Below are 24559 nucleotides of genomic sequence, written 5' to 3'. Positions count from 1 at the left end.
GACCTGCTGTACGGCAACCTGGGCATGGACACGCTGTTCGGCGGGCAGGACGCCGACACGGTGTTCGGCGGCCAGGACGCCGACGTGATCTACGGCAACATGGCCAACGACGCGCTGTACGGCAACATGGCCAATGACACGATCTTCGGTGGCCAGGGCGACGACAGCATCTTCGGCGGCCAGGGCGACGATGTCGTGGCCGGCAACCTGGGCGACGACGTGCTGAACGGCAATCTGGGCAACGACACGCTGGTGGGCGGGGCGGGGGCCGACCGCTTCGTCTTCGCCACCGGCGGCGGCGCCGACACCGTCGGCGACTTCGACTTCGCCCAGGGCGACCGCATCCAGGTTGCCGCCGGCATGACCTGGACCATCGCCGACGGCCCGAACGGCGCCGTCATCAGCTTCGGCACCGGCGACCAGATCACCCTAACCGGCATCAGCGCCACCAACGTCACCAGCGGCTGGATCGTCACCGGATAAGTGATCATCGAAGCTGTACCGGAAAAACGGGGAGTCCGCGGGGAACCGCGGGCTCCCCGTCGCCGTTCCGGGATCCGGCGGAGGCGCCCTACCCCGAACTTGTCACCGCCCGGCGGCCGTTAACGCTTTCGAAACCATCGGAAATCGCGTTAACTGCGATGAAATATGGTTAACAAACCGTTTCCTGGTGTGTTTACCCACCGGCACCGGTTTGTAGCGGGGCAAGGAGAGGTGACATGGCGGCCACCAGCAAGATCCTGACGGATGCGGGCCTGCTCGGCCCGACGCCGCCGGAACAGGTGGAGGACGCCTTCACCGAGCGCCTGCGCGAGGCCATCGAGCGGGACGAGCTGATGCTGGCCTACCAGCCGCAGGCGGACGCCCACACCGGCACGCTGACCGGGTTCGAGGCGCTGGTGCGCTGGCGCCTGTCGGACGGCACGGTGGTGCCGCCGGACGTCTTCATTCCCATGGCCGAGGCGACGGGCGCCATCGACGCGCTGGGCGAATGGGTGCTGCGCCGCGCGTGCGAGACGATGGCCGGCTGGCTGCGCGACGGCATGGCCGACGTGCCGGTGGCGGTCAACGTCTCCTCCCACCAGTTCAACCGGCCGGGGCTGGCCCGCACCGTACTGGGCGTGCTGACGGAGACCGGGCTGCCGGCCAACAACCTCAAGCTGGAGCTGACCGAGACGGCGCTGTTCCACGGCGGCGACGCGGCGCGCGAGGCGCTGCTGGAGCTGCGCGGGGCCGGGGTGCGGCTGGTGCTGGACGATTTCGGCACCGGCTATTCCTCACTGGCGCTGCTGCGCAAGGTGCCGGTGGAGGCGCTGAAGATCGACAAGCACTTCGTGCAGGCGATGGTGGAGGACCGCGACGCTGCCGCCATCGTGCACGCGGTGATCGCGCTGGCCCACGCGCTGGGCCTGCAGGTGATCGCGGAGGGTGTGGAGACGCCGGAGCAGTTGCTGTTCCTGCGCGCCTACCGCTGCGACCGCATCCAGGGCTACCTGCTCTCGAGGCCGCTGCACGAGCCCGACGTGCCGGATTTCATCGCGGCGCTGGGCGGGATCGGCTCCGGCGGGCTGCCGCCAGCCGGATGACCTTGTCCGTCTCCTCCCAGGGGACGAGCTGCAGCGCCTCCTCGACGCCGGCCCAGCGCACCTCCAGCGCGTCGTCGCCGGCCACCGCCTCGCCCGCGCGCCACTCGGCGGCGACCTCGACCAGCGTGTAGTGGTACTGGATGCGCCCTTCGCCGTCGCGGTTGATTGCGTCGACGACAGTCACCACCTCGACCGGTTCGACGGTGAGGCCGGTTTCCTCCAGCACCTCGCGCGCCGCCGTCTCGAACACCGTCTCGCCGACGCCCTGGGCGCCGCCCGGCAGGCTCCACTGCCCCAGCCTCGGCGCCCGCCCGCGGCGGATGAGCAGCAACTCCTCCCCTTTCCAGACGATGACGCCGACGCCCACCCAGGGGCGGTCGGGATAGGCGCGGCCGGAGCGGTCGGCGGGAGAATCGGCGGGGGCATCCGTGGTCATGGTGGCCAGAGTAGCAGGCCGCCTTGACACCGCACCAGCCCGCTCCGACACTCATTTCCGGTTTGGCGCGGGGTTGGAGGATCGGCCATGGGCGTGCTGCCGTTGCGCAAGGACAACCAGGAGCTGAAGGCCGCGGTGGACCGCGCCCTGAGCGAGGGCCCCCTGACCATCACCCGCGACGGCGTGCCCGCCGCGGTGCTCGTCCCGGCCGAGGAGTACCAGCGGATGGCCCAGCGGTTGGCGGGGGCCGAGCGGCCCACCCTGGGGCAATTGATTCTGCGCCGCGCCCCGGAGGATGCCGTTGACCTTGATGCCCTCATTGGCCCGCGCAACGGCGTGTGGCGGCGTGAAGCGCCGGACTTCGAATGACCCCCGACCTGCTGGACACCAACATCCTGTCGGAAGCTTACCGGCCGCGCCCACATCCCGGCGTGGTCGACTGGCTTGCACAGCTTCCTGACGGAGCAGGTTTCATTAGCGCCATCACCATCGGCGAGATTCACAAGGGGATCGTCAAGCTCCGCCCGACAAACCTCGCAAAGGCCGCACGGCTGGAGGCTTGGCTGCACACCATCGAAACGCTTCAGGCCAATACCATCCTTCCCATCGATACGGCGATTGCCAAGCGGTGGGCGGAACTGCGCGTGGCGCGCCCGCAAGGCAATTCGGAAGACCTGCTGATCGCCGCGACCGCCCTGGTGCACGGGCTGACGGTGGCAACGCGCAACGTGCGGGATTTCGCGGACCTGGGCGTCCCGCTGCACAACCCGTTCGAGCCCGCCGGAGGCGGCACGCCATGAAACTGAACGAGATTCGCACCTTCGTGGCGGTGGCCGAGGCGCAGTCGGTGCAGGAGGCGGCGGCGCGGCTGCACCTGACGCAGTCGGCCGTGTCGCGCCTGATCCAGCGCCTGGAGGCCGACGTCGGCGCCACCCTGTTCGACCGGCAGAGCAAGCCGCTGATGCTGACCCGCGACGGCGAAATCGCGCTGGCGCACGGGCGGCGCGTGCTCGCCTCCGTCGACCAACTGGCCGGCGCCTTCGCCAAGGGCAGCGAACCGGCCGGCCTGCTGCGCCTGGGCGCCACGCACGTGCTGGCGCGGGCACTGACCGGCGCGGCGCTGGACGACCTGCGCGCCGCGTTCCCCGGCCTGACCGTGCGGTTCCATTCGGACTGGAGTGCGGCGCTGCTGGAGCGCATGGAGAACGGCGCGCTGGACGGCGCCATGATCCTGCTGAACGGCGACGACGCGCCGCCGGCCGACCTGCCCGGCCACCGCCTGTCGCTGGAGGAGGTGCACGTGGTCGGCACGCCGGACCTGATCGCGCGCTGCCGCGGATCGCTGGCCGCCATGAACGAGGTCGGCTGGGTGCTGCAGCCGGAGGGATGCCGGTACCGCAGCGCGCTGGTGGAGGCGCTGAAGCGCGCCGGGCTGACGCTGAACGTCGCGGTCGAGGCGTTCGACCAGGAGATGCTGCTGTCGCTGGCCGCGCGCGGCTTCGCCTTCGGCGTCGGGCCGCTGCGCCTCTTGGAGGACTCGCCGCTGGCCGGGCGGCTGCGGCCGGTGCCCGTGGACGGCTTTCACCTGACGGTCGCCGCATGGCTGGTGCGCGCGCGGTACGGCGAGCGGCTGTCGCGCGTCTTCGACACCTTGGAAGCTAGCCTTCTCAACCAGTTCCGGCCACGGCCGCAGGCGTTTCATTCCGCCGCGGAATGATCCAGTTTCCCATTATGAATTGGCGGAAAGCCCAACGCCGCGCGTAGGATGTGCGGTGCAAAAGCCGGCATTCTCCTGACCGGCGGGAGGGACACGAGACATGAGCACCACAACCGCCCCGGCGCCGGCCTCGCACGGCTGGCGCACGCCGGCCGTCATCATCGCCTGCGGCTGCCTGATCGCCATGCTGGGCTTCGGCCCGCGCTCCGTCATGGGACTGTTCATCCAGCCGCTGTCGGAGACGCGCGGTTGGGGGCGCGACGTCTTCGCGCTGGCCATCGCCATCCAGAACCTGCTGTGGGGCGCTGGCGGCCCGTTCGCCGGCGCGCTGAGCGACCGTTTCGGGCCGGGCGTCGTGCTGGCCGCCGGCGGCGTGCTGTACGGCATCGGGCTGGCGCTGATGAGCTGGGCGGACACGCCGGGCCTGCTGTACCTGACGGCCGGCGTGCTGGTGGGGCTGGGGCTGTCGGGTGCGTCGTTCGGCGTGGTCATCGCCGGCTTCAGCCGGCTGGTGCCGCCGGAGAAGCGGTCGTGGTCCATGGGTATCGCCACCGCCGCCGGATCGATGGGCCAGTTCCTGTTCGCGCCGCTGGGGCAGGCGTTCATCGCCGGCTACGGCTGGCAGACGGCGATGCTGATCCTGGCCGGCACCATGCTGCTGGTGCCGGTGCTGGCCACCGCCTTCGGCGGCAGCGGCGGATCGCGCGGCGCGCAGCATGTGACCGGCGCCGACGTCGGCTTCATGGAAGCCATCCGGCAGGCCTTCGCGCACCGCAGCTACGTGCTGCTGGTGGCCGGGTTCTTCGTGTGCGGCTTCCAGCTGGCCTTTATCACCACGCACCTGCCGCCCTACCTGACCGAGGCCGGCATCAGCCCGACGCTGGCCGGATGGGCGCTGGCGCTGATCGGCCTGTTCAACATCATAGGCTCGTATGCGTCTGGCGTTCTCGGCGGGCGGATGAGCAAGCGCTACCTGCTGGTTGCCAATTACTTCCTGCGCGGCACCTTCACCGCCGCCTTCATCCTGCTGCCGATCACGCCGGTCTCGGTGTTGATTTACGCGGCGGGCATGGGCATCCTGTGGCTGTCGACGGTGCCGCCGACGTCCGGCCTCGTGGCGCTGATGTTCGGCACGCGGTACCTGGGCATGCTGTACGGCTTCGCCTTCTTCAGCCATCAGGTCGGCGGCTTCCTGGGCGTCTGGCTGGGCGGCGTGCTGTACGAGCGCACGGGATCGTACGACGTGGTGTGGTGGGCCAGCGTGGTTCTGGCACTGGCCTCGGCGCTGGTGCACTGGCCGATCCACGAGCGGCCGGCGCCGGAGATGGTGCCGGCGCAGGCGCGCGGATAGAGGAAACGCCCGCAGAGGGAACGCATGACCACCACGCCCACCACCTCTCCTCCTTCACTCGGTTCCGGGCACGGCTTCGCGCTGGCCTTCGGTGGCGTGGTCGTGGTGGTGTGGCTGGCGCTGATGGCGATGTCCCTGCGCGAGGCGGCGCTGCCGCCGGAGACGGACGGCACGGTGCTGGCCGTCTTCCCGCCCGGCATGTCGGACGAGGCGGCCTTCACCGCCGTGGTGCGCGCGGGCGGCGAGCCGGTGCGCTCGACCTGGGCTGGCTGGGTGGCGCGCGGCACGGAAGCGGGCTTCGTCGGCCGGCTGAAGTCGGAAGGCGCGCTGGCGTCGTTCGGCGAGTTGCCGGTCGTCGGTCCGGCGCTGGGCGGCTGCGCGGTGACCATGGACGACGACAAGCGGCCGAAGCTGTACGAGTTGCGGTAATCGCCGGAAACGAAAAAGGCCCTCTCCCTGGCCGGCTGGGAGAGGGCCCTCGTTGTCAGGCCGAAAATAAACCCGGCATCAGTACATGTGCTGGCCGCCGTTGATCGACAGCGTCGAGCCGGTGATGAAGCCGCCGTCGTCGGAGACCAGGAACAGCACGCCGCGGGCGATCTCCTCGGCCTTGCCGAGGCGGCCGACCGGGATGCGGGCGACGATCTTCTCCAGCACGTGGGCCGGCACCGCGCGCACCATGTCGGTGTCGATGTAGCCCGGCGCGATGGCGTTCACGGTGATCCCCTTGGCCGCGCCCTCCTGGGCCAGCGCCTTGGTGAAGCCGTGGATGCCCGACTTGGCGGCGGCGTAGTTGACCTGGCCGTACTGGCCGGCCTGACCGTTCACCGAGCCGATGTTGACGATGCGGCCGAAGCCGCGCTCGCGCATCCCGTCGATCACGTTGCGGCACATGTTGAAGCAGGAGGTGAGGTTGGTGGCGATCACCGCCTCCCACTGCTCCGGCGTCATGCGGTGGATGACCGTGTCGCGGGTGATGCCCGCGTTGTTGATCAGCACGTCGATCGGGCCCAGTTCGGCCGCGATCTTCTCGCAGCCGGCCTTGCAGGCATCGAAGTCCGACACGTCGAACTTGTAGGCCTTGATGCCGGTGCGCGCCGTGAATTCCTCGGCGGCCTTATCGTTGCCGGCGTAGTTGGCGGCGACCGTGTAGCCGGCGTTCTTCAGGCCGACGGAAATGGCTTCACCGATACCGCGCGTGCCGCCGGTGACAACTGCAACTCGAGCCATAGGCTCCTCCCCCAGTTTCTGATTGGATCCGATCGTTACCGGACGCGCGGGCCGCTCCCCTCGAAGCGGCCCGCGGTCCTTCTTCGACTTAGTCGCGCGCCACGCAGAGCGCCACGCCCATGCCGCCGCCGATGCACAGCGTGGCGAGGCCCTTCTTGGCGTCGCGCTTCTGCATCTCGTGCAGCAGGGTCACCAGCACGCGGGCACCCGACGCGCCGATCGGGTGGCCGAGCGCGATGGCGCCGCCGTTGACGTTCACCTTGGCCGGATCCCAGCCCAGGTCCTTGTTGACGGCCAGGGCCTGGGCGGCGAAGGCCTCGTTCGCCTCGATCAGGTCGAGGTCCTCGACCTTCCAGCCGGCCTTCTGCAGGGCGAGGCGGGAGGCCGGGATCGGGCCGGTGCCCATGATCGCCGGATCGACACCGGCGGTCGCCCACGACACGATGCGGGCCAGCGGGGTGACGCCGCGGCGCGCCGCGTTGTCGGCGGTCATCAGCACCAGCGCGGCGGCGCCGTCGTTGATGCCCGAAGCGTTGCCGGCGGTCACCGTGCCGTCCTTCGAGAAGGCCGGGCGCAGCTTGGCCAGCGACTCAAGCGTGGTGCCGTGCTTGGGGTGCTCGTCGGTGTCGACGATGACGTCGCCCTTGCGGCCCTTGATGGTGACCGGGACGATCTCGTCCTTGAAGCGGCCGGCCTTCATGGCGGCCTCGGCCTTCTGCTGGGAGGCCGCGGCGAAGGCGTCCTGCTCCTCGCGGGTCAGCTGCCACTTCTGCGCCACGTTCTCGGCCGTGTTGCCCATGTGGTAGCCCTGGAAGGCGTCCCACAGGCCGTCCTTGAGCATGGTGTCGAGGAACTCGGCCGTGCCCATCTTGACGCCGTTGCGCATGTGCATGACGTGCGGCGCCTGGCTCATGCTCTCCTGGCCGCCGACGACCATGACGTCGGCGTCGCCGTTGCGGATCGCCTGATAGCCGAGCGCCACCGTGCGCAGGCCGGAGCCGCACAGCTGGTTGATGCCGAACGCGGTCTTGTCGACCGGAATGCCGGCGTTCACGGCGGCCTGACGGGCCGGGTTCTGGCCCTGGCCGGCGGCCAGGATCTGCCCCAGGATGACCTCCGTGACCTCGCCGGCCTCGGTCTTCGCGCGCGCCAGCGCCTCGCGGATGGCGACCTCGCCCAGGTAATGCGCCGGGACCGAGCTCAAGCCGCCATTGAAGGCACCGATGGCCGTGCGCGCGGCGCCGGCGATAACAACCTCTGTCATGTTGACGCTCCTCAGATTTGACAGTTTTATTATGAGAGCTGTGTAGCAGTCAGGAGACACGCCACCTTAGGGCCAACATACTGCCAATGCAAGGCGCCCGTCCGGGTCGGGCTAACCTGTCGCATTAAGCCATTCGGCCAGGGGACGCCATACGCCCATCTCCGCTCCGGCGCTGACCACCATGCCTATATGGCCGAGTGGGGGCATAATCATTTGCGCACCCGGAATGGTTAGAGCCAGAACCGTGGCCGAGGCCGGCGGCACGATGCGATCACGCTCGGGAATCAGCGCCAAGGTCGGCACCTTCACTCGCGCGGGGTCCACCGGCAGGCCGCCGACCAGCCAGCCGCCACGCGCCGTATCGTTGCGCCCGTACCAGCCGGCCAGCGTGTCGCGCGCCACCGCCGCCGCCAGCGGCACGCCGTCGTTGAGCCAATCCTCCAGCGCCACGAAGGCCGCGGCGGCGGGGCTGTCGGGGTCCATGCGGGCGAACTGGCTGAACTTCTTCAAGGCCAGCAGCGGGTCGAGCTGGGCGAACAGCGCCTGGATGGCGTCCACCGGCAGTTCCCCCCAGGCGTCCAGCAGCGGGCCGAAGGGCTGGAAGAAGGCGGCGGCGCGCCGCGCCGTGGCCGCGTCCTCGGCGTGGAAGTCCCAGGGTGTCGCCATCAGCGTCAGGGAGGCGACGTCGCGCGGCCGGCGCAGCGCCAGCGCCGTGGTCAGCAGCCCGCCCATGCAGTAGCCGACCACCGGCACCGCCCGCCCGGCGCGCGCCACCACGTCGTCCAGCGCGCGCTCCAGCCGGCCGGCGATGTAGTCGGTCAGCGTGAAGCGCCGCTCCAGCGGCCCCAGCGGCCCCCAGTCCAGCAGGAACGGCCGGACGCCGCGCCCGGCCAGCCAGCGCATCAAGCTCTTGGACGCCGACAGGTCGAGGATGTAGTGGCGGTTGACCAGCGACGGCACGAACAGCACAGGCCGCCCGTTTTCGGGACCGTAGTCGAGCAGCCGGCTGTTCCCCTCCGTCCACACCGCGGGCGGGTCCGGCAGATCGCGGCGGTAGGGGTGGTGGCGGTAGCGCTCGATGCCCGTCAGCGCGCGGTCGAGCCGGATGCGCGCCTCGCGGTCAACCGCCCTGGCCAGCGCGTCCGGATCGGCGGCGGCGAGGTGCCTTTGCAGCTCGGCCGCCCGCTCCGCCAGATGGGGCTTCCACGGCAGCGAGCCGTTCCTCGAGGGCGGCAATGCGGCGCCGGAGCTCAGCAGCGTCGCCGTCACCGTGGTCAGGTGCAGGCCGAGCGGGCGCGGCCCCAGGCGCGGCGGGGGGCTGGTTTTCTCGGCTGTGGTCTCGGCTGTGGTCATGGACCGGGCCCGTGGCGGGAGAAGCGGAAGCGGCAGCGGGTGCAGGAGCCGGGCGCGGGTCCCAGTCGGTGCCGGGCGTGCCGCCGAAGGCGAAGCCGGCCGGGCCGAAGGCGAACGGCGCCAGCGACGCCGCCCCCTGCCCCATCATCTGGAAGGCGCGCGCGAGGTTCTCCGCCATGGCCGGATCGGCGGCCAGCGCCGCCCATTGCTCCTGCCAAAGATCGAGGTAGCGGCGCGCCAGGGCGTCCAGAGTGGGTACGTCGGAGTCGGTGGGGTCGGCCATGCCGAACAGTATATGAGGTGTACCGCGGCCTTGACCAGAGCGCGCGTCGTCGCGGCAAAACGGACGCTTCCGCTGGCAATTGCCCTACTTTACGGCAGGATGCTTGCCACGCTGCCCGGCATGTCGTAGTTCTAGAGTCTACAGGATTTTCCGCCGGACCCCATATTGAAAGAGACCGCGATGGCCGAGAAGGAAGAACAGAAGTCCGCCCCCATCACGATCAAGAAGTACGCCAACCGGCGGCTCTACAACACGGCAACGTCCAGTTATGTGACGCTCGACCACCTCTGCCAGATGGTGAAGGACGGCCTGGACTTCGTGGTCTACGACGCCAAGACCGGGGAGGACATCACCCGCTCGGTCCTCACCCAGATCATCGTCGAGGAAGAGAGCAAGGGCCAGAACCTGCTGCCGATCAGCTTCCTGCGCCAGCTCATCGGGTTCTACGGCGACAACATGCAGTGGATGGTGCCGCGGTACCTCGAATACAGCATGCAGTCCTTCGCTCGCAACCAGGAGCAGATGCGCGACTATTTCCAGAACACGCTGGGCGGGATGTTCCCGTTCGGCCGCCTGGAGGAGATGGGCAAGCAGAACCTCGCCATGTTCGAACGCGCCATGCGCATGTTCACCCCCTTCGGCGCCGAGGGCGGCCCGGGCGAGCACCCCGCCCCGACGCAGGTCCCGCAGCCGGCCGCCCAACCGGGCGACCATTCGCTGGACGATCTGCAGAAGCGTATCGACGATCTGCAGAAGCAGATCGCCAACATCAGCAAGGCGAAGCCGGAGAAGTAATGTCTAAAGCCCTCCCCCTGCTCCGCAGCGGGAGGGTTTTAAATCACCCCAGCTTCACGTAGCCGCGCTCGATGATGCGTTGCGCGGCTTCGAAGACGGCAACCATTTCCTCGTAGGCCTTGCGGTGGTGCTCCACCTCGGCGACGGCGGCGGCGTCGGGGTGGCGCTGCTCGGCCATCTTCAGGCCGGCGCGGATGTAGTCGGCGCGCAGTTCGGCCACCCGCACCGCCAGCTTCAGGAAGTTCTCGCGGTTGAGGTTGGGGATCTCCTGGCCGATGATGACGCAGTTCGCTTCCAGAACCGCGGCCTCCATGTTCTCCAGGAACTGCATGACGCGATGCCGGTTCGCCTCGTCGGCGAGTTCCGGCGTCAGCAGCTTGTCGACCTTGCCCTTGCTGTATTCCCCGACGATCTTGCCGCCCGACATGATGCCCTCCGCCTGCCTGGGACGGCCATGATCGCACCAACAGGTGCCAACCGCCAGCGGCCTTGACCGTCAGTCCCGGAACAAATGCGGGACGATGGCCGCCTCCGGCCCGACGCGCGGATCGGCGGATTCGCGCACGCTCATGCCCAGGCACTTGTCGCCGACGACCCAGGCGTGCAGCACCGCGTGCGCCCCGTCCTGCTCGAACACCGGCGGCGCCTCCATCCACAGGCACGGCCCCTCCGGGAAGGCGCCGGTGCCGACGGTGATGCGGCCGTGTTCGATCAGGCGCGTGGGGGCGTGGTCCAGCCCCTCGGCGGCGCGCAGGATCAGCGCCTCGCCGCCGCCGATGCCCTCCTCGCTCAACGCCGCGCGGCACAGGTTGGGGTGGCCGGGGTACAACTCCCACAACAGCGCCAGCAGCGCGTGGTTGGCCATCGGCCAACGCCACACCGGCTCCACCACCGCCATGGCCGCGCCCCGCAGGTGCTGGGCGAAGCTGTCGTCGACCATCGCCTCCCACGGGTAGAGCTTGAGCAGCCAGGCGATCGCGGCACCACCCTGGTCGCGGAAGCGGCCCTGGTCCCAGACGATGTCCTGCAAGGGCAGCAGCGTGGTGGCGATGCCGGCCTCGGCCGCCGTGGCGGCGAGGTAGATCAGTTCCCCCTCGCGCACCGGGTCGGGGGTGAGGCAGCCGAGGTGCAGGTGCTCGCGCCCCGGGCCGGCGGCGGCCAGTTCCTCCCACCGCTCGATCAGCGCCTCGTGCAGGCCGTTGAACTGGTCGTGGCCGGAGTACAGCGCCTCCAGCCAGTTGCCCTGGACGATGGATGCTGCGAACAGCCCGTCCGGCTGGTCGTAGTTGGTGCCCAGCAGCTTCAGCGAATCGCGCCCGTCGTAGGCCAGCGCCAGCCGGCCGACCAGCCCGCCCGCGCGCTCGTTGATGCCGAAGGGGCGCCAGTAGTCGGCCCACGCCGCCTCCACCAGGCGCGCCGCCTCGCCGCGCAGGCCCAGGCGGGCCAGCAGGCGGCGGTCGACGGCGACGCGCACCGCCTCGCGCACCATGCCGTGCAGCTCGTCCGCCACGCTTTCGATCAGGTCGATCTGCTGGGGAGAGAACTCATAGCGCACGTCCTCCCGCCACGCCGCGGCGGCTGGCGCCGCGGCCGTGCCGAAGGGGTACTTGCGGATCCCCGGGCGCCAGTCGACCCGGGGCGTCACCGTCACTCTGCGCATCGCATCACCACCCGAAACGCTGAATCAACAGGCGGCCCCGCAGCCGGTCGCGGCCGGTTCTGACGAAGGCGGCGATGCCGGGGAACGACGGCGACGGGCTCAAGGACGGGGGCTCCGGGTTGGGGGCTGACGGGCGGCGCGCATAATTCCCGGACAATCGCCGCAGCACAAGCGCCGGATGCTGCACTGCGGGGCGGAGCGGCCATGCCCGGAACACTGCCCGGCACACTACACGGCCGGCGCGTCGAGCCCGACCAGCCGGTAGAGCGTCGGGCGGTGCGCCTCCCAATGCTCGCTCCGCACCTCGGTGGCCGGGCGGTCGTGATAGCTCCACGGGATGTGGCGGGCGTTGAGGCCGACGAAATGCGCGCCGCAGCGCCCCAGCTCCGCCCGGTGCGGCCAGAAGGGGGAGCACACGCTCACCTCGTCCAGCGTCACCGTGCGGCAGGCGCCGGCACGCTGGAGAGCGGCGACCTGCAGCCCCTGTTCGTCCAACTCCGACGCCAGCGGCCCCGGCACGGCGTCCAACAGCGACGCCAGCGCCGCCGTCAGGTCGAAGCCCGCCGGCAGGCCGCGGATGCCGGTATTGCGCGGCTCCGGCCCGCACCAGGGGGCGAAGCGGCCGAAGGCGGGGACGACGTCCTCGGCCAACACGAATGGGCCGCCGGCCGGGTCGTCCAGCCACGCCCGCACGGCTTCCGGCCGGTCCCACAGGATCAGGTCGTTGTCCAACGACAGCTCGGCCAGTTCAGGAAACAGGCGCGGCGGGGCGAACTTCCACGCCACCCCTTCCGCCATTCCGGCGTCCAGCCGCCCCGCCAGCGCCGCCGGCAGTCCGTGCGCGGGATGCCACGCCACGGCGTCCGGCACCGGGCCGGTGCGCCGCAGCACCTCCTCCAGATCCACGCTGTTGACGACGACGGCGTAGCGGGCCGCCTCCGCGAACAGGCGCCACACGCCCCATAGGGAGAGGCGCAACGCCTCGAACCCGCGCGGACTGACGTCGCCGATCGTCCAGCGAATGCCGAGGCTCGGGCGGGGAGCGGCCGAGGCGGGCGGGAGCGGCATGCGCATCACCGTGTGCGGGGAAACGTCGCGTGGATGCGACGCCAACCCCGCGCGCGGCAAAGCGGTTCCGCCCTCAGCCTCCCGTCGCCAGCACGAGGATGTCGCCGGCGCCGAGCGTGCGGACGTTCAGCGTGGCGATGGCAACCGCCGCCCCGGCGCCGCTGCCGTCGGCGTCGAAGAACAGCGTGCCGGTGGCCGTGTTGAAGACGAGCAGGTCGTTGGCGTCCGCCGGGTTGTTCAGCGCGAAGTTCGTCGCCGACAGCGTGCCCGCCCCCAGGTTGCCGAAGTTCGGGCTGACCATCAGCGGGTGCATAGCCTTCTATGACAGCGGAATAGGAAGCGTGGCGCGCCGCACACACGGGCATGCGCCAACATGTCGCACCTCCGGCACGGGAAATTTTCGGCATCGGCAAGCGACACTTGCGGTCGGCAGGCCGAATCACCCAGCCTCGCCTTACCTTCGGACGAGAGCGCTGTTTTGCACGTGCGGAACCCCTTTTTTGACGACGCCCCCATCGTGATCGGTGCCACCGGCGGTTCGGGCACCCGCATGGTGCGGCGGATGCTGGAGCACGCGGGCGTGTTCATGGGCGCGCACGTCAACGAGGCCGGCGACTGCATGCCGTTCGAACCGGTGCTCGACCGGCTGATCAACCCCGTCCTGCACGCGGTGCGCGGCCTCGACTACCGCCTGTCGGACCTGCCCGCCCCCCTGGTGGCGGACGGGCTGGCGTTGTGCCGGCGGGTGGCGGCGCTGCACCTTGCGGATGCCCCGGCCGGCGCCGTGGCGTGGGGATGGAAAAACCCGCGCGCCATGTACCTGCTGCCCTTCTTTCACGCGCTGTTCCCGCGCCTGCGCTTCGTCCATCTGCTGCGCGACGGGCGGGACATGGCGCTGTCCGGCAACCAGTGGCAGCTGGCCCGGCACTTCGCCGCCATGTTCGGCGAGCCGGTCCCCGAAGCCGACGTGCCCGCCGCCGCCTGCCGGCTGTGGGAGCACGCCAACCGCACGGCCGCCGCCTGGGCGGACCGCACGCTCGGCCTCCGCTGCGTGCGGCTGCGGTTCGAAGACGTCTGCGCCGCCCCGCAGAGCGAAGCGCGACGCCTGCTGCGCGCCCTGGACCTGGACACCGCCCCGGCGGCGGAGGCGGCGGGCGCCGTCCGGCCGCCGGCCTCCCTCGGCCGCTGGCGCGCCCTGCCGGCGGAACGGCGCGGGACGCTGACGCGGATCGGCACCCCGGCGCTCGCCGTGTTCGGGTACGACGGCGCGCCCGCCACCGCGCCGGAGCGGCCGGTCGCCCTGCTGGTCGCCGGCATGCACCGCAGCGGCACGTCCGCCGTCGTGCGCGCGCTGAACCTGCTGGGCGCCGCCCTGCCCTCGACCCTGCTGGCGCCCGACGCCGGCAATCCGGCCGGCTATTGGGAAAGCCCGGAGGTGATCCGCCTGAACGACGAGGCGCTCGCATCCGCCGGCCTGTCCTGGGACGCCACCGCGGCGCTGCCGCCCGACTGGTTCGCCAGCCCGGCGGCAACGGCGTTCGAGCGCCGCGTGACCGCGCTGCTGACGCGCGAGTTCACCGGTGCGCCGCTGTTCGCCGTGAAGGACCCGCGCCTGTGCCGCCTGTTGCCGGCGTGGCTGCGCGCGGTCGAGGCGCTCGGCGTGCGGCCGGTGGTCGTCCTGCCGGTGCGCCACCCGGCCGCGGTGGCCCGTTCGCTGGCCCGGCGCGACGGCATGCCGGCGGCGCATGCCTTGCAGCTCTGGCTGCGCCACGCGCTCGACGCCGAGCGCGCCTCACGGGGCGTGGAGCGCATGTTCGTGGCGTACGAGGATCTGGCCGCCGACCCGGCGGGCGCGGCGGGCCGCCTCCGGACCGCGTTGCCGGACCTGCCGTTGCGCGCCGACGCGGATGCGCGCGTCGCCGCCTTCCTGGAACCGGAGCGGGGCACCGGGGCGCCGGCCGGCGTCCCGCTTCCCGAATGGGTCGCCCGCGCCCACGCGCGGCTCGCCGACGCGTGCCGTGGACGCGACGGCGGCCTGCCGGCGGCTTTCGACGCCCTGGCGGCGGAATGGGCCGCGGCAGAACAGCTGTACGCACCGCCCACGCCCGTCCCGCGGACCACGACCCTGGAGCAGGCGTTGGCGCTCGCCACCAAGCGTCACCGGGGCGGGGCCGCGGTGGAGGCGGAGGCCATCTACCGCCGTATCCTCACCACCCTGCCGGCCCAGCCCGACGCGCTGCACCTGTTGGGCCTGCTGCTGCACCAGACCGGCCGGCACGGGCCGGGCGCCGCACTCATCGGCCGGGCCGTCGCCGTGCGGCCGGGCAGCGCCCTTTATCATTCCAGCCAGGGCACGGTTCTCCAGGCCATGGGGCGCTTCGCCGAAGCCGAGCGCAGCCTGCGCCGGGCGCTCGCCCTCAAGCCGACGTTCTGGGAGGCGCACAGCAACCTGATCCTGGGCCTGGACTACGACGCCACGGCCGACACCGCCACGATCCAGGCCGAGTGCCGCCGCTGGTTCGAGACGCACGGCCGCCCGCTGGTGCCCGCGACCCCCCGCTTCGCGGTGGACGCCGATCCGGACCGCCGCCTGCGCGTCGGCTACGTGTCGGCCGACTTCCGCCAGCACCCGGCGGCGGAGGTGCTGCTGCCGATCCTGGAAAGCCACGACCATAGCGCCGTGGAGGCCGTCTGCTATTCCGGCGGCGAGATGCGGGACGCCATGACCGCGCGCTGCCGCGCCGCCGCGGCCGTGTGGCGCGACACCGCCGCCCTGTCGGACGAGGAGCTGACTGCTCAGGTGCGGGCGGACGGCATCGACATTCTGGTCAACGTCGCCGGACACGCGCACGGCAGCCGCCTGCCGGTGTTCGCGCGCCGGCCGGCGCCGGTGCAGGTCAGCGCCTGGGGCCTGCCGCGCGGCACCGGACTGCCGGTGATGGACGCGCTGTTCCTCGATCCGGTGATTGCCCCGCCCGGCGAGCGCCACCTGTACGCGGAGGAGGTGGTGGACCTGCCCTGCTGGCTGGTCTTCCGCGCCCCCGACGACGCACCGCCGGTCGGACCGCTGCCGATGCGCGCGGCCGGCGCCCTGACGCTTGGCTCCGCCAGCCGGCTGGAGAAGCTGTCGGACGGCACGGTTGCCCTCTGGTCGCGTGTCCTGGCGCGAATTCCCGCGGCGCGTCTGTTGCTGAAATCCTGGCATCTCGGCGACCCGGCGCAGGCGCGCGCCCTCGCCGCCCGCTTCGCCGGCCACGGCGTGCCGCCGGAGCGCCTGATTCTCGACGGGACCCATGATTCGCGCGACGCGCACATGGCCGTCTACCGCCGCATGGACCTGGCACTCGATCCGTTCCCGCACGGCGGCGGAATCACGACCTGCGACAGCCTGTGGATGGGCGTGCCGGTCGTCACCCTGCGCGGCCGCGCCCCTGCCGGACGTGGCACCGCCGCCATCCTGCATGCGGTCGGCCTCGCGGACTGGGTTGCGGAGGACGCGGACGCCTATGTCGACCTGGTGGCCGCAAAGGCGGCCGACCCCGACGGCCTTGCGACGTTGAGGGAAACGCTGCGTGAACGCTTCGCCCGCTCGCCCGCAGGCGACGCCGGCACCTACACCCGGGCGGTGGAGGCCGTGTACCGCCGGCTGTGGCGACGCTGGTGCGCGTCGGCACGGTGATTCAGGGCGTCGGTCTCAAGGCGGCGTCAGGAAAAGCCGGATGGGGCCGGGACCGCATCGTACCGCGCCTTCCCGTTGACCGGGATAGGCGCTGGCACTGCATTTTGCCCATTGTCTGGGCATTCTCCCTAGACCCTCGGGCCATACGCCACGGTAGGGTCTAATTATTGCGCGCGCAAGCGCAATTTCGCAATGCCTTGGGCTTGCATGGTTTTGTGCGATGCAGCATGATCAGGGCTTACGCCTCTTGGGCGTTTCCTCCCTAGACTCGGGCCGCCGGATCACTCCGGCGGCCTTTTTTCTGCAGCCCGCCCTCCGGCCAGTCGGTGGAACCGTGCCGCGCTCCCGCTCGTTCATCACCCGATACTCATGGATCGGGAGGCCCGTCGCATGGCCAAGCTCCCCAAAGCCGCGCTGTCCGTTGCCGCGATGGCTGCCGCCCTGGCCGGCTGCGGTGAATCGGCGACGCTTCCGGTCTCCGCCGGGATCGGCCCCAGCCCGGCGCTGCCGCCGCCCCGCGAAACCATGATTCCCACGGTCAACATCGCGCCGGCGAAGGGCTGGCCCGCCGGCGCGATGCCGGCCGCCGGTCCCGGCCTGACCGTCACCGCCTTCGCCGACGGCCTCGACCATCCGCGCTGGCTGCTCGTGCTGCCCAACGGCGACGTCCTGGTGGCGGAGTCCAACGCTCCCCCCAGGCCCGAGGACAGCAAGGGGATCCGCGGCTGGATCATGAAGCAGGTGATGAGCGAGGCCGGGGCCGGCGTGCCGAGCGCCAACCGCATCGCCCTGCTGCGCGATGCCGACGGCGACGGCGTGGCCGAAGTGCGCTCCGTCTTCCTCGACGGGCTCAACTCGCCCTTCGGCATGACGCTGGTGGGCGACGCCCTCTACGTCGCCAACACCGACGCGGTGGTCCGCTTCCCCTACCGGCAGGGCGAGACACGGATCACCGCGCCCGGCACCAAGGTGGCGGACCTGCCCGCCGGCCCACGCAACCACCATTGGACCAAGAACGTCATCGCCAGTCCCGACGGGCGGCGCCTATACGCCACCGTCGGTTCCAACAGCAACGTCGCCGAAAACGGAATGGAGGAGGAGGAAGGCCGCGCCGCGATCTGGGAGATCGACCCGGCCACCGGCCGGCACCGCGTCTTCGCCTCGGGCCTGCGCAATCCCAATGGCCTGGACTGGGAACCGGCGACGGGGGTGCTGTGGACGACGGTGAACGAGCGTGACGAGATCGGCAGCGACCTCGTTCCCGACTACATGACCACGGTCCGCGACGGCGGTTTCTACGGCTGGCCGTACAGCTACTTCGGGCAGCACGTCGACGAACGCGTGACACCGCAACGGCCGGACCTCGTCGCCAGGGCGATCGTGCCAGACTACGCGCTGGGTGCCCACACCGCGTCGCTGGGTCTTGCCTTTTCCAGGGCCGGCGCCCTCCCGCCGCGCTTCGCGAGCGGGGCCTTCGTCGGTCAGCACGGGTCCTGGAACCGCCGCCCGCACAGCGGCTACAAGGTCGTGTTCGTGCCCTTCGCCGACGGCCGCCCGACCGGCGAACCGGTCGACGTGCTGACGGGTTTCCTGGACCGGGAGGGCAACGCGCTCGGCCGACCGGTCGGCGTCGCCCTGGACCGGAAGGGGGAGCTGCTGGTCGCCGACGATGTCGGCAACCGCGTCTGGCGGGTGACGGCAGGCGGACCCTGATAAAATAGGCGGGCTGCGGTCACGAGGCTGCCCGTGACCGTGGCCCGCCGTCGCGATCACGCAGCCTTGATGTCGGCGAGGAAGCGCTCGATCTCGCTGCGCAGGTGGCCGGCCTGCCGGGTGAGGTCCTGGGAGGATGCCAGAACCTCGCCCGCCACGGTCTTGGTGGTGTCGGCGGCCTTGGCGACACCGTCGATGATGCTGGTCACCGACTGCGTGGCCTTGGCGGCCTGCTCGGCGTTGGCGGCGATCTCCATGGTTGCCGTGCCCTGTTCCCCGATGGCGCTCGACACGATATCGGAGATGCGCCCCATCTCCTCGATCACCGACACGATCTGGCCGATCGCCGCCGCCGCCCCGTCGGTCACCGACTGCATGGTGGCGATCTGGCCGGAGATCTCCTCGGTCGCCTTGGCGGTCTGGCTGGCCAGGCTCTTCACCTCACCGGCGACGACGGCGAAGCCCTTGCCGGCCTCGCCGGCCCGCGCCGCCTCGATGGTGGCGTTGAGCGCCAGCAGGTTGGTCTGCGCCGCGATGTCGTGGATGAGTTGCACCACCGCACCGATGCGGTTGGCGGTCTCCACCGCGTCGCGCATGGTCTTGCCCGCCTGCGCGGCCGCACCCACGGCGGCGCTGGTGATGCGGCCGGACTCCTCGATGTGGCGGCCGATGTCGCCGATCGAGGAGCGCAGCTGGTTGGCCGCATGCGCCACCGTGCCGACGTTGGCGGCCGTCTGCTCGGCTGCCGCCGCCACGCTCGTCGCCTCGTGCAGGGTACGGTCGGCGCCGTCGCTCATCGACGACGCCGTCGTTTCCAGCCCGCCCGCCGCGGTGGCGACCGCCCGGACGATGCCGCTGACCCGCGCGTCGAACCCCTGGGTGACGCCTTCCAGCCGGCGCGACCGCTCCTCGCGCAGCGCGCGCACGCGCTCCTGCTCGGCGTGCAGGGCATCCGCCTTGATCAGCGCGTCCTTGAACACCTGCATGGCGGCGGCCATGCCGCCAATCTCGTCCGCGCGCCCGCGCGCCGGCACGTCCAGCTGGCGTTCGCCGTTGGCCAGACGCTGCATCGCGTCGCACATGGCGGACAGCGGACGGGTGATGCCGCGGGCGAACAGGATGCCGATCAGGCACACCACGACCAGAAGCCCCGCCCCAGCCATGATCATCTGGTTGCGCATGGCGTGCACGGGCGCCAGGATTTCGTCCACCGCCGCCTCGGCCAGGACCAGCCACTGCAAGGTGCCGTGCTGCATGGGACGGTAGGCCGTCAGCGCATGCCCCGTGCCGCCGACGTTCGTCGCCTCGACCACGCCGATTCGGTCCGGGTCGCCGTTGATGGCCGACAGCGCCCCGCCGGCGTAGGGCTTCAGCACCGCAGCACCGGCAGCGAAGCGCGGCGAGCTGCGCAGCGCGCCATCGGCTCCGACCAGGAAGGTGTCGCCGGTGTCGCCCATGCCGCTGGTGGCGCGCATGATGCGGTCCAGCCCACCCGGCTCCAGGCGGAACACCAGGGTGCCCAAGGCCTGCATGCTGCCGTCCGGCTGCGGAAGAAGCAGCGGGCTGGCCAGGAAGGCCGAGGGCCCGCCGCCGGCCGGGGCGTAGGCACTGAAATCGGCGATGTGCACCGCGCCGGCCTTGAGATCGCGCTTGGCCTTTTCCACCACGGCGGCCAGCGCGCCCGCCGTCACCGGCTTGGCGAAGTCGCCGCCTTTGGCCGTGCTGTAGAGGACATTGCCGTCGGGCGACACCAGCAGCACGTCGGCGAGGCCGCGCCGCAGCATCAGGTCGCTCATCCACGAGTGCAGCCGCAGGTGCGCCATGTCGTACATGGCGCCGCTCTCGGCCTTCTCCAGCTTGTAGCGCTCGGCCTGCGGATGCGGGTTGTCGTCGACGTAGCGCTGGCGCAGCCGCGACGCCGGCTCGCCGCGCTCGGTCTCGATGCGCCAGCCGTTGTTCAGCGCGACCACCGCGTCGCGCATGGAGCGCGTGTTGGCCGTGAGCGCGATGTCGCCTTCCAGCCCCTCGATGTAGGACTGGACGCTGGCGGCACGGGCGTCGGCCAGCGCGACCAGCTTGTCGTGGGCGGCGGTGCGCAGCCGGTCGCTGGCGACCGAATAAGCGAAACCGCCGAGCAGGAGCGCCGAAGTCACCGCCGAGATGACCAGCGCACCAGGAATCTTGTGCCGAAGAAACACCTCCAAACCCTCCCATGATTTTTCTTTTATGGGCAACCGTGCCTTGCCCGGCGCCTCTGGGCATGAAGCCCAGTCAGCACCGCGCCGACGACGCCGCGACGGACAGCAGAACGCCGGCCACGGCAAGGGCCTGTGACGGCACCTCCAGTACCGCGGCCATCAAGACGAACCTCCTCACTGCCTTTTTCTTGATCACACGCCGAAGTAAACATAAGTCCCGCCCATACTCTTCTTGGGCGGGTGGTCCAGGGTCATGCCGACGACACGACCGCGCCCCATGGCATAATGGCGCTCAGAGATTGTGGAGGCAAAGCGGAAGTTCCGCCTATCAAACAGAATCGCGAATCCCGTCCGCTTGAGTGCCCGCACGGCCACACCGATGGCTCGCGCCAGGTTCCTCCGGCCCACGCGAAAGCGGCGCCGGGGACGAATGCCCCCGGCGCTCCAGCCATATCGGATAAGGAAGGAAGCGGCGCGGGAAGCCCGCGCGCGCCATTGGACTCAGGCGGACGCGCCGTAGTCGTAGAAGCCCTTGCCGGTCTTGCGGCCAAGGAAGCCGGCGTCGACCATTTCCTTCAGCAGCGGGGCCGGGCGATACTTCGGGTCGTTGAAGCCCTCGTAGAAGACCTCCATGACCGACAGCATGGTGTCCAGGCCGATCAGATCGGCGAGCGCCAGCGGACCGATCGGGTGGTTGCAGCCCAGCTTCATGCCGGAATCGATGTCCTCGGCCGTCGCCAGCCCTTCCTGAAGGGCGAAGATGGCCTCGTTGATCATCGGGCACAGGATGCGGTTGACCGCGAAGCCCGGGCTGTTCTTGGCGGTGATCGGCGCCTTGCCGACGCGCTTGGCGAAGGCCTCGGCCTTGGCGTGGGTATCGTCGGAGGTCTGCAGGCCGCGGATCAGCTCCAGGAGCGCCATCAGCGGCACCGGATTGAAGAAGTGCATGCCGATGAAGCGGTCCGGACGGTCGGTCGCCGCCGCCAGCTTGGTGATGGAAATCGACGAGGTGTTGGTGGCGATCAGCGCCTCCGGCTTCAGGGTCGGGCACAGATCCTTCAGGATCTTGACCTTCAGCTCCTCGTTCTCGGTCGCCGCTTCGATCACCAGGTCGCAGGACGTAAGTTTGGCCTTGTCCGTCGTCGCGGTGATGCGCGCCAGCGCCGCCTCACGGTCGGCGGCGGTCATCTTTTCCTTCTTGACCAGACGGTCCAGGCTGTTGCCCACGGTCGACAGGCCGCGCGCCACCGCCGCGTCGGAGATGTCGACCATCACCACGCTCAGCCCGGCCGCCGCGCACACCTGCGCGATGCCGTTGCCCATGGTGCCGGCCCCGATGATGCCAACTGATTCGATCATTGGTCTTGTCCTTTCGTTCCTGTGAGCGCGGCCCGACGCCGGCTCACACCCGCTCGAAGATCGCGGCGATGTCCTTGCCCGCCGCCGATGCACATGGTTACCAGGGCGCGGCGGCCGCCGATACGGTGCAGTTCGTGAAAGAGCGTCCCGCCCGGGTGCGCCGACGGTCCGGCCTACAGGTCGGGGCGGTAGGCGCGGACGTCGGCGTACTGGACGAACTCCAGGACGTTGCCCTCCGGGTCGCGGACGAAGGCCAGGACGGTGCCGGGGCGCACCTCCACCGGCTCGGGGCCGGTCAGCGGCTCCACCCCGGCGCCGCGCAGGCGGTCCACCATGCCGTGCAGGTCGTCGATGATGAAGGTCAGGTATACGGTGTTGCGCCGGTCCAGGATGCGCGCGGCCGGGGCCGATTCGGCCGGCGGAGTGGCCGGCTGCAGCAGCTTGATCCGCTCGCCGTAGGGGGTCTGCAGGCGGGTCACCCGGTAGCCGGCGTCGCACAGGCCGGTCCCGACGGCCTTTTCGGCCGGCACCTCGATGGTGCCGACCGCGGTGAAGCCCAGCACGCCCGTGTAGAAGGCGGCGAGCGTGTCGAGATCGGCGCAGCAGATGCCGACCTCCAGCGGGGCGAGCATGGTCATGGGCGAAGTCCTTCGATTCCCGGTCATTCGGCGGCCAGCTTCACCCCCTGGTCGCGCAGGGTGCGGCGCAGGCCGTCCGCGATCTCACGCGCTCCGGCGCAAGCGGCGGCCTCCAGCACCTTCGACACGCTGGGCGACGCCTCGCCACCATGCACGCGCTGCACCGGCTGGTCCAGCCAGTCGAAGAATCGCCGCTGGATCTCGTCGCCCAGCAGCGTGCCGTAGGAGGTGCCGATCGAGCCCTGCTCCACCACCAGCACGCTGTTGGTCTTGCGGATGGAGGCGCCGATGGTTTCCCAGTCCAGGCCGGCGCGGTCGAGGCTGCGCAGGTCGATCACCTCGGCGTCGACGCCGAGGCGGCTGACAGCGTCCAGTGTCGGCGCCAGCATGGCGCCGTAGGCCAGCACCGTCATCACGCCGCCCCGGCGCGCCACCCTGGCCTTGCCCAGCGGGATGAAGAAGTCGAGGTCGTCGACCGGCGCCATCCCCTTGCTGTTGTAGAGGTCCACGTGCTCCAGCACGAGCACCGGGTCCTGGCAGCGCAGCGCGCTGTTCATCAGACCGACGTAGTCGAAGGGTGTGGACGGCGCCACGATGCGCCAGCCGACCGAGGTGGCGAAGATCCCCGCCGGGTCCATGGAGTGCTGCGAGCCGTAGCCGGTGCCCATGGCGACCTTGGTGCGCAGCACCAGCGGCATGGCGCCGTCGCCGCCGAACATGTGGCGGGCCTTGGCGATCTGGTTGAACACCTGGTCGGCCGCGACCCACAGGAAGTCCGGGTACATGAACTCCACCACCGGGACGTAGCGGCCGTCCATGGCGATGCCGCCGGCCAGCCCGGCGAAGGCGTTCTCGCTGATCGGCGTGCCCAGCACGCGGCCGGGGAAGGCATCGGCAAGGCCGCGGGTGGCGCCGTTGGTGCCGCCCTTCAGGCGATGCACGTCCTCGCCCAGCACGACGATGCGCTCGTCACGGGCCATGCGGCGATGCATGACGTCGGCGACCGTGTCGATGAACTTCCGTTCTTCCAGACGGCCGGTGAAGGTTTCCTGCTCGGCCGTGCGGACGCCGGCCAGTTCGGACAGGTCGCCGCGTACGCCGACGTCGCGGAAATCGGGCGAGGGCCACAGCGCCGGGCGGATGCGCGGCACCGTGCCGGGCTGCGCCTCCAGCAGCTCGCCCGCCACCGCGTCCATCAGATTGGTGCAGCGCGTGCGCAGGGCCGCCACCTCGGCGGCGGCGATCTGCCGGCGCGCCTGCATCTCGCGCGCCACGCGGTCCAGCGGGTCGCGGGCACGCCACTGCGCCTCCTCCTCCTTGCTGCGGTAGCCGAAGGCGCTGCCGGGGGCGGGGCCGTTCTGGTGGAAGTAGCGGTAGACCTCCGCCTCGATCAGCGTCGGCCCGCCGCCGCTCCGCATCACCTCCAGCGCTTCGCGCATGGCGAGATGGACGGCCAACGGGTCCATGCCGTCCACCCGCCAGGACGGGATGCCGAAGGCCGGGCCGCGCGACGACAGGCGCTGCTCGCGCGTCGCCTCGTCGACACGGGTGGACACGGCGTAGCCGTTGTTCTCGACGAAGAAGCACAGCGGCAGGTTCCAGGCGGCGGCGAGGTTCATCGTCTCCAGCACCGAGCCGATGTTGACGGCGCCGTCGCCGAAATAGGTGACCGCCACGTCGCCGGTGCCGTCGCGGCGATGCGCCCACGCCGCACCGGCGGCCATCGGCACGCCGCCGCCGACGATGGCGTTGGTGCCCAGCGCCCCGGCATCCGCCCAGCGCAGGTGCATGGAGCCGCCGCGGCCCTTGCAGAACCCCTCGGCGAGGCCGAGGATCTCCGCCAGCGTACGGCGCATCAGCGCCTGCACCTCCGCCGCCATGCCGGCGCGCGGGTCCAGGCCGTGCGGGGCCACATAGCCCAGCGCCTTGGCCAGGAATTGGTGGTGGCCGCGGTGCGAGCCGTTGATCTGGTCGCCGACGCGCAACGGCAGGATGGAGCCAACGGCCCCGCCCTCCTGCCCGATGGAGGAATGCGCCGGACCGTGCACCAGCCCCTGGCCTGCCAGTTCCAGCACCTTCTCCTCGAAGGCGCGGATCAGGTGCAGTGCGGTCAGCATGGTGCCGAGCAGCGCCGGGCCGGCGGCATCCCAGTCGGCGGCGGTGGTGCGCAGCTCCCGCCAGGGAGCGGCGGGCTTCAGCGGGTGGTGCGTTGTCATGGCGTTCGGGCTC

The 24559-nt window shown here is 70.8% G+C and carries 22 protein-coding genes; 10 read left to right on the top strand and 12 right to left on the bottom strand.

The window, feature by feature from the left end:
* A partial coding sequence (locus VED21_RS32930; RefSeq protein WP_324890112.1) for a calcium-binding protein occupies positions 1-483 on the top strand: 483 nt, incomplete at its 5' end.
* A gap of 236 nt (positions 484-719) precedes the next feature.
* The gene (locus VED21_RS32925) at positions 720-1586 is read left to right on the top strand and encodes an EAL domain-containing protein (protein ID WP_324890110.1); all 867 of its coding nucleotides are present in this window, start codon (positions 720-722) and stop codon (positions 1584-1586) included.
* Here the strand turns inward: VED21_RS32925 and VED21_RS32920 are convergent.
* Positions 1534-2022: an NUDIX hydrolase gene (locus VED21_RS32920; RefSeq protein WP_324890108.1), complete on the bottom strand. Its 489-nt coding sequence runs from the start codon at positions 2020-2022 to the stop codon at positions 1534-1536. The two genes, VED21_RS32925 and VED21_RS32920, sit on opposite strands and share 53 nt — an antisense overlap.
* Before the next feature lie 87 nt (positions 2023-2109).
* On the opposite strand from VED21_RS32920, the gene VED21_RS32915 reads away from it, so the two are divergent.
* The 5 genes from VED21_RS32915 to VED21_RS32895 all read left to right on the top strand — a co-directional run bounded on the left by VED21_RS32915 (position 2110) and on the right by VED21_RS32895 (position 5519).
* Positions 2110-2391 carry a type II toxin-antitoxin system prevent-host-death family antitoxin gene (locus VED21_RS32915; RefSeq protein WP_324890106.1) on the top strand — a complete coding sequence of 94 codons (282 nt, stop codon included), beginning with the start codon at positions 2110-2112 and terminating at the stop codon, positions 2389-2391.
* Complete coding sequence (locus tag VED21_RS32910; RefSeq protein WP_324890105.1) at positions 2388-2822, top strand: type II toxin-antitoxin system VapC family toxin; 435 nt, start codon at positions 2388-2390, stop codon at positions 2820-2822. Before VED21_RS32915 ends, VED21_RS32910 begins: the two co-directional genes overlap by 4 nt.
* Entirely contained in the window at positions 2819-3739 is a 921-nt protein-coding gene (locus VED21_RS32905; RefSeq protein WP_324890103.1) for a LysR family transcriptional regulator, read from the top strand. Before VED21_RS32910 ends, VED21_RS32905 begins: the two co-directional genes overlap by 4 nt.
* 100 nt (positions 3740-3839) lie before the next feature.
* On the top strand, positions 3840-5090 hold the full coding sequence (locus VED21_RS32900) for an MFS transporter (RefSeq protein ID WP_324890101.1): 1251 nt from the start codon (positions 3840-3842) through the stop codon (positions 5088-5090).
* Positions 5091-5114: 24 nt separating this feature from the next.
* Positions 5115-5519: a hypothetical protein gene (locus VED21_RS32895; protein WP_324890098.1), complete on the top strand. Its 405-nt coding sequence runs from the start codon at positions 5115-5117 to the stop codon at positions 5517-5519.
* Between the two features lie 78 nt (positions 5520-5597).
* Here the strand turns inward: VED21_RS32895 and phbB are convergent, their stop codons facing one another.
* The 3 genes from phbB to VED21_RS32880 form a co-directional block, all read right to left on the bottom strand.
* On the bottom strand, positions 5598-6320 hold the full coding sequence (phbB, locus tag VED21_RS32890) for an acetoacetyl-CoA reductase (protein ID WP_324890097.1): 723 nt from the start codon (positions 6318-6320) through the stop codon (positions 5598-5600).
* Between the two features lie 88 nt (positions 6321-6408).
* Positions 6409-7584, bottom strand: a complete 1176-nt coding sequence (locus tag VED21_RS32885; protein ID WP_324890095.1) for an acetyl-CoA C-acetyltransferase — start codon at positions 7582-7584, stop codon at positions 6409-6411.
* Between the two features lie 111 nt (positions 7585-7695).
* The gene (locus tag VED21_RS32880; protein WP_324890093.1) at positions 7696-8937 is read right to left on the bottom strand and encodes an alpha/beta fold hydrolase; all 1242 of its coding nucleotides are present in this window, start codon (positions 8935-8937) and stop codon (positions 7696-7698) included.
* Between the two features lie 463 nt (positions 8938-9400).
* Between VED21_RS32880 and phaR the strand changes: the two genes are divergently transcribed.
* Complete coding sequence (gene phaR / locus VED21_RS32875; RefSeq protein WP_324890091.1) at positions 9401-10015, top strand: polyhydroxyalkanoate synthesis repressor PhaR; 615 nt, start codon at positions 9401-9403, stop codon at positions 10013-10015.
* A gap of 43 nt (positions 10016-10058) precedes the next feature.
* Here the strand turns inward: phaR and VED21_RS32870 are convergent, their stop codons facing one another.
* The 4 genes from VED21_RS32870 to VED21_RS32855 all read right to left on the bottom strand — a co-directional run bounded on the left by VED21_RS32870 (position 10059) and on the right by VED21_RS32855 (position 13056).
* Positions 10059-10442: a hypothetical protein gene (locus VED21_RS32870; protein ID WP_324890089.1), complete on the bottom strand. Its 384-nt coding sequence runs from the start codon at positions 10440-10442 to the stop codon at positions 10059-10061.
* Between the two features lie 69 nt (positions 10443-10511).
* Entirely contained in the window at positions 10512-11675 is a 1164-nt protein-coding gene (locus VED21_RS32865) for a glutathionylspermidine synthase family protein (RefSeq protein ID WP_324890087.1), read from the bottom strand.
* A 228-nt stretch (positions 11676-11903) separates the two neighbouring features.
* Entirely contained in the window at positions 11904-12743 is an 840-nt protein-coding gene (locus VED21_RS32860; RefSeq protein WP_324890086.1) for a hypothetical protein, read from the bottom strand.
* 73 nt (positions 12744-12816) lie between these two features.
* Positions 12817-13056, bottom strand: coding sequence for a hypothetical protein (locus VED21_RS32855; RefSeq protein ID WP_324890084.1), 240 nt, complete (start codon positions 13054-13056; stop codon positions 12817-12819).
* 204 nt (positions 13057-13260) lie between these two features.
* Here VED21_RS32855 and VED21_RS32850 point away from each other — a divergent pair, with 204 nt between their 5' ends.
* Positions 13261-16422, top strand: a complete 3162-nt coding sequence (locus tag VED21_RS32850; RefSeq protein ID WP_324890082.1) for a sulfotransferase — start codon at positions 13261-13263, stop codon at positions 16420-16422.
* Positions 16423-16812: 390 nt separating this feature from the next.
* On the top strand, positions 16813-18135 hold the full coding sequence (locus VED21_RS32845) for a PQQ-dependent sugar dehydrogenase (RefSeq protein WP_414638367.1): 1323 nt from the start codon (positions 16813-16815) through the stop codon (positions 18133-18135).
* 56 nt (positions 18136-18191) lie between these two features.
* Here VED21_RS32845 and VED21_RS32840 read toward each other — a convergent pair whose 3' ends face one another.
* The 4 genes from VED21_RS32840 to VED21_RS32825 form a co-directional block, all read right to left on the bottom strand.
* Positions 18192-20333 carry a methyl-accepting chemotaxis protein gene (locus tag VED21_RS32840; RefSeq protein WP_324890080.1) on the bottom strand — a complete coding sequence of 714 codons (2142 nt, stop codon included), beginning with the start codon at positions 20331-20333 and terminating at the stop codon, positions 18192-18194.
* A gap of 501 nt (positions 20334-20834) precedes the next feature.
* Entirely contained in the window at positions 20835-21692 is an 858-nt protein-coding gene (locus VED21_RS32835) for a 3-hydroxybutyryl-CoA dehydrogenase (protein ID WP_324890078.1), read from the bottom strand.
* A gap of 173 nt (positions 21693-21865) precedes the next feature.
* Positions 21866-22330, bottom strand: a complete 465-nt coding sequence (locus VED21_RS32830; protein ID WP_324890076.1) for a VOC family protein — start codon at positions 22328-22330, stop codon at positions 21866-21868.
* Between the two features lie 23 nt (positions 22331-22353).
* The gene (locus tag VED21_RS32825; RefSeq protein ID WP_324890074.1) at positions 22354-24546 is read right to left on the bottom strand and encodes an alpha-ketoacid dehydrogenase subunit alpha/beta; all 2193 of its coding nucleotides are present in this window, start codon (positions 24544-24546) and stop codon (positions 22354-22356) included.
* Positions 24547-24559: the final 13 nt, after the last annotated feature.

Origin of the sequence: Azospirillum sp. (assembly GCF_035627195.1) — a bacterium.
GTDB lineage: Bacteria > Pseudomonadota > Alphaproteobacteria > Azospirillales > Azospirillaceae > Azospirillum.
Note: the sequence above shows the minus strand (reverse complement) of the source record. Positions and strands in the feature narration are given on the sequence as shown.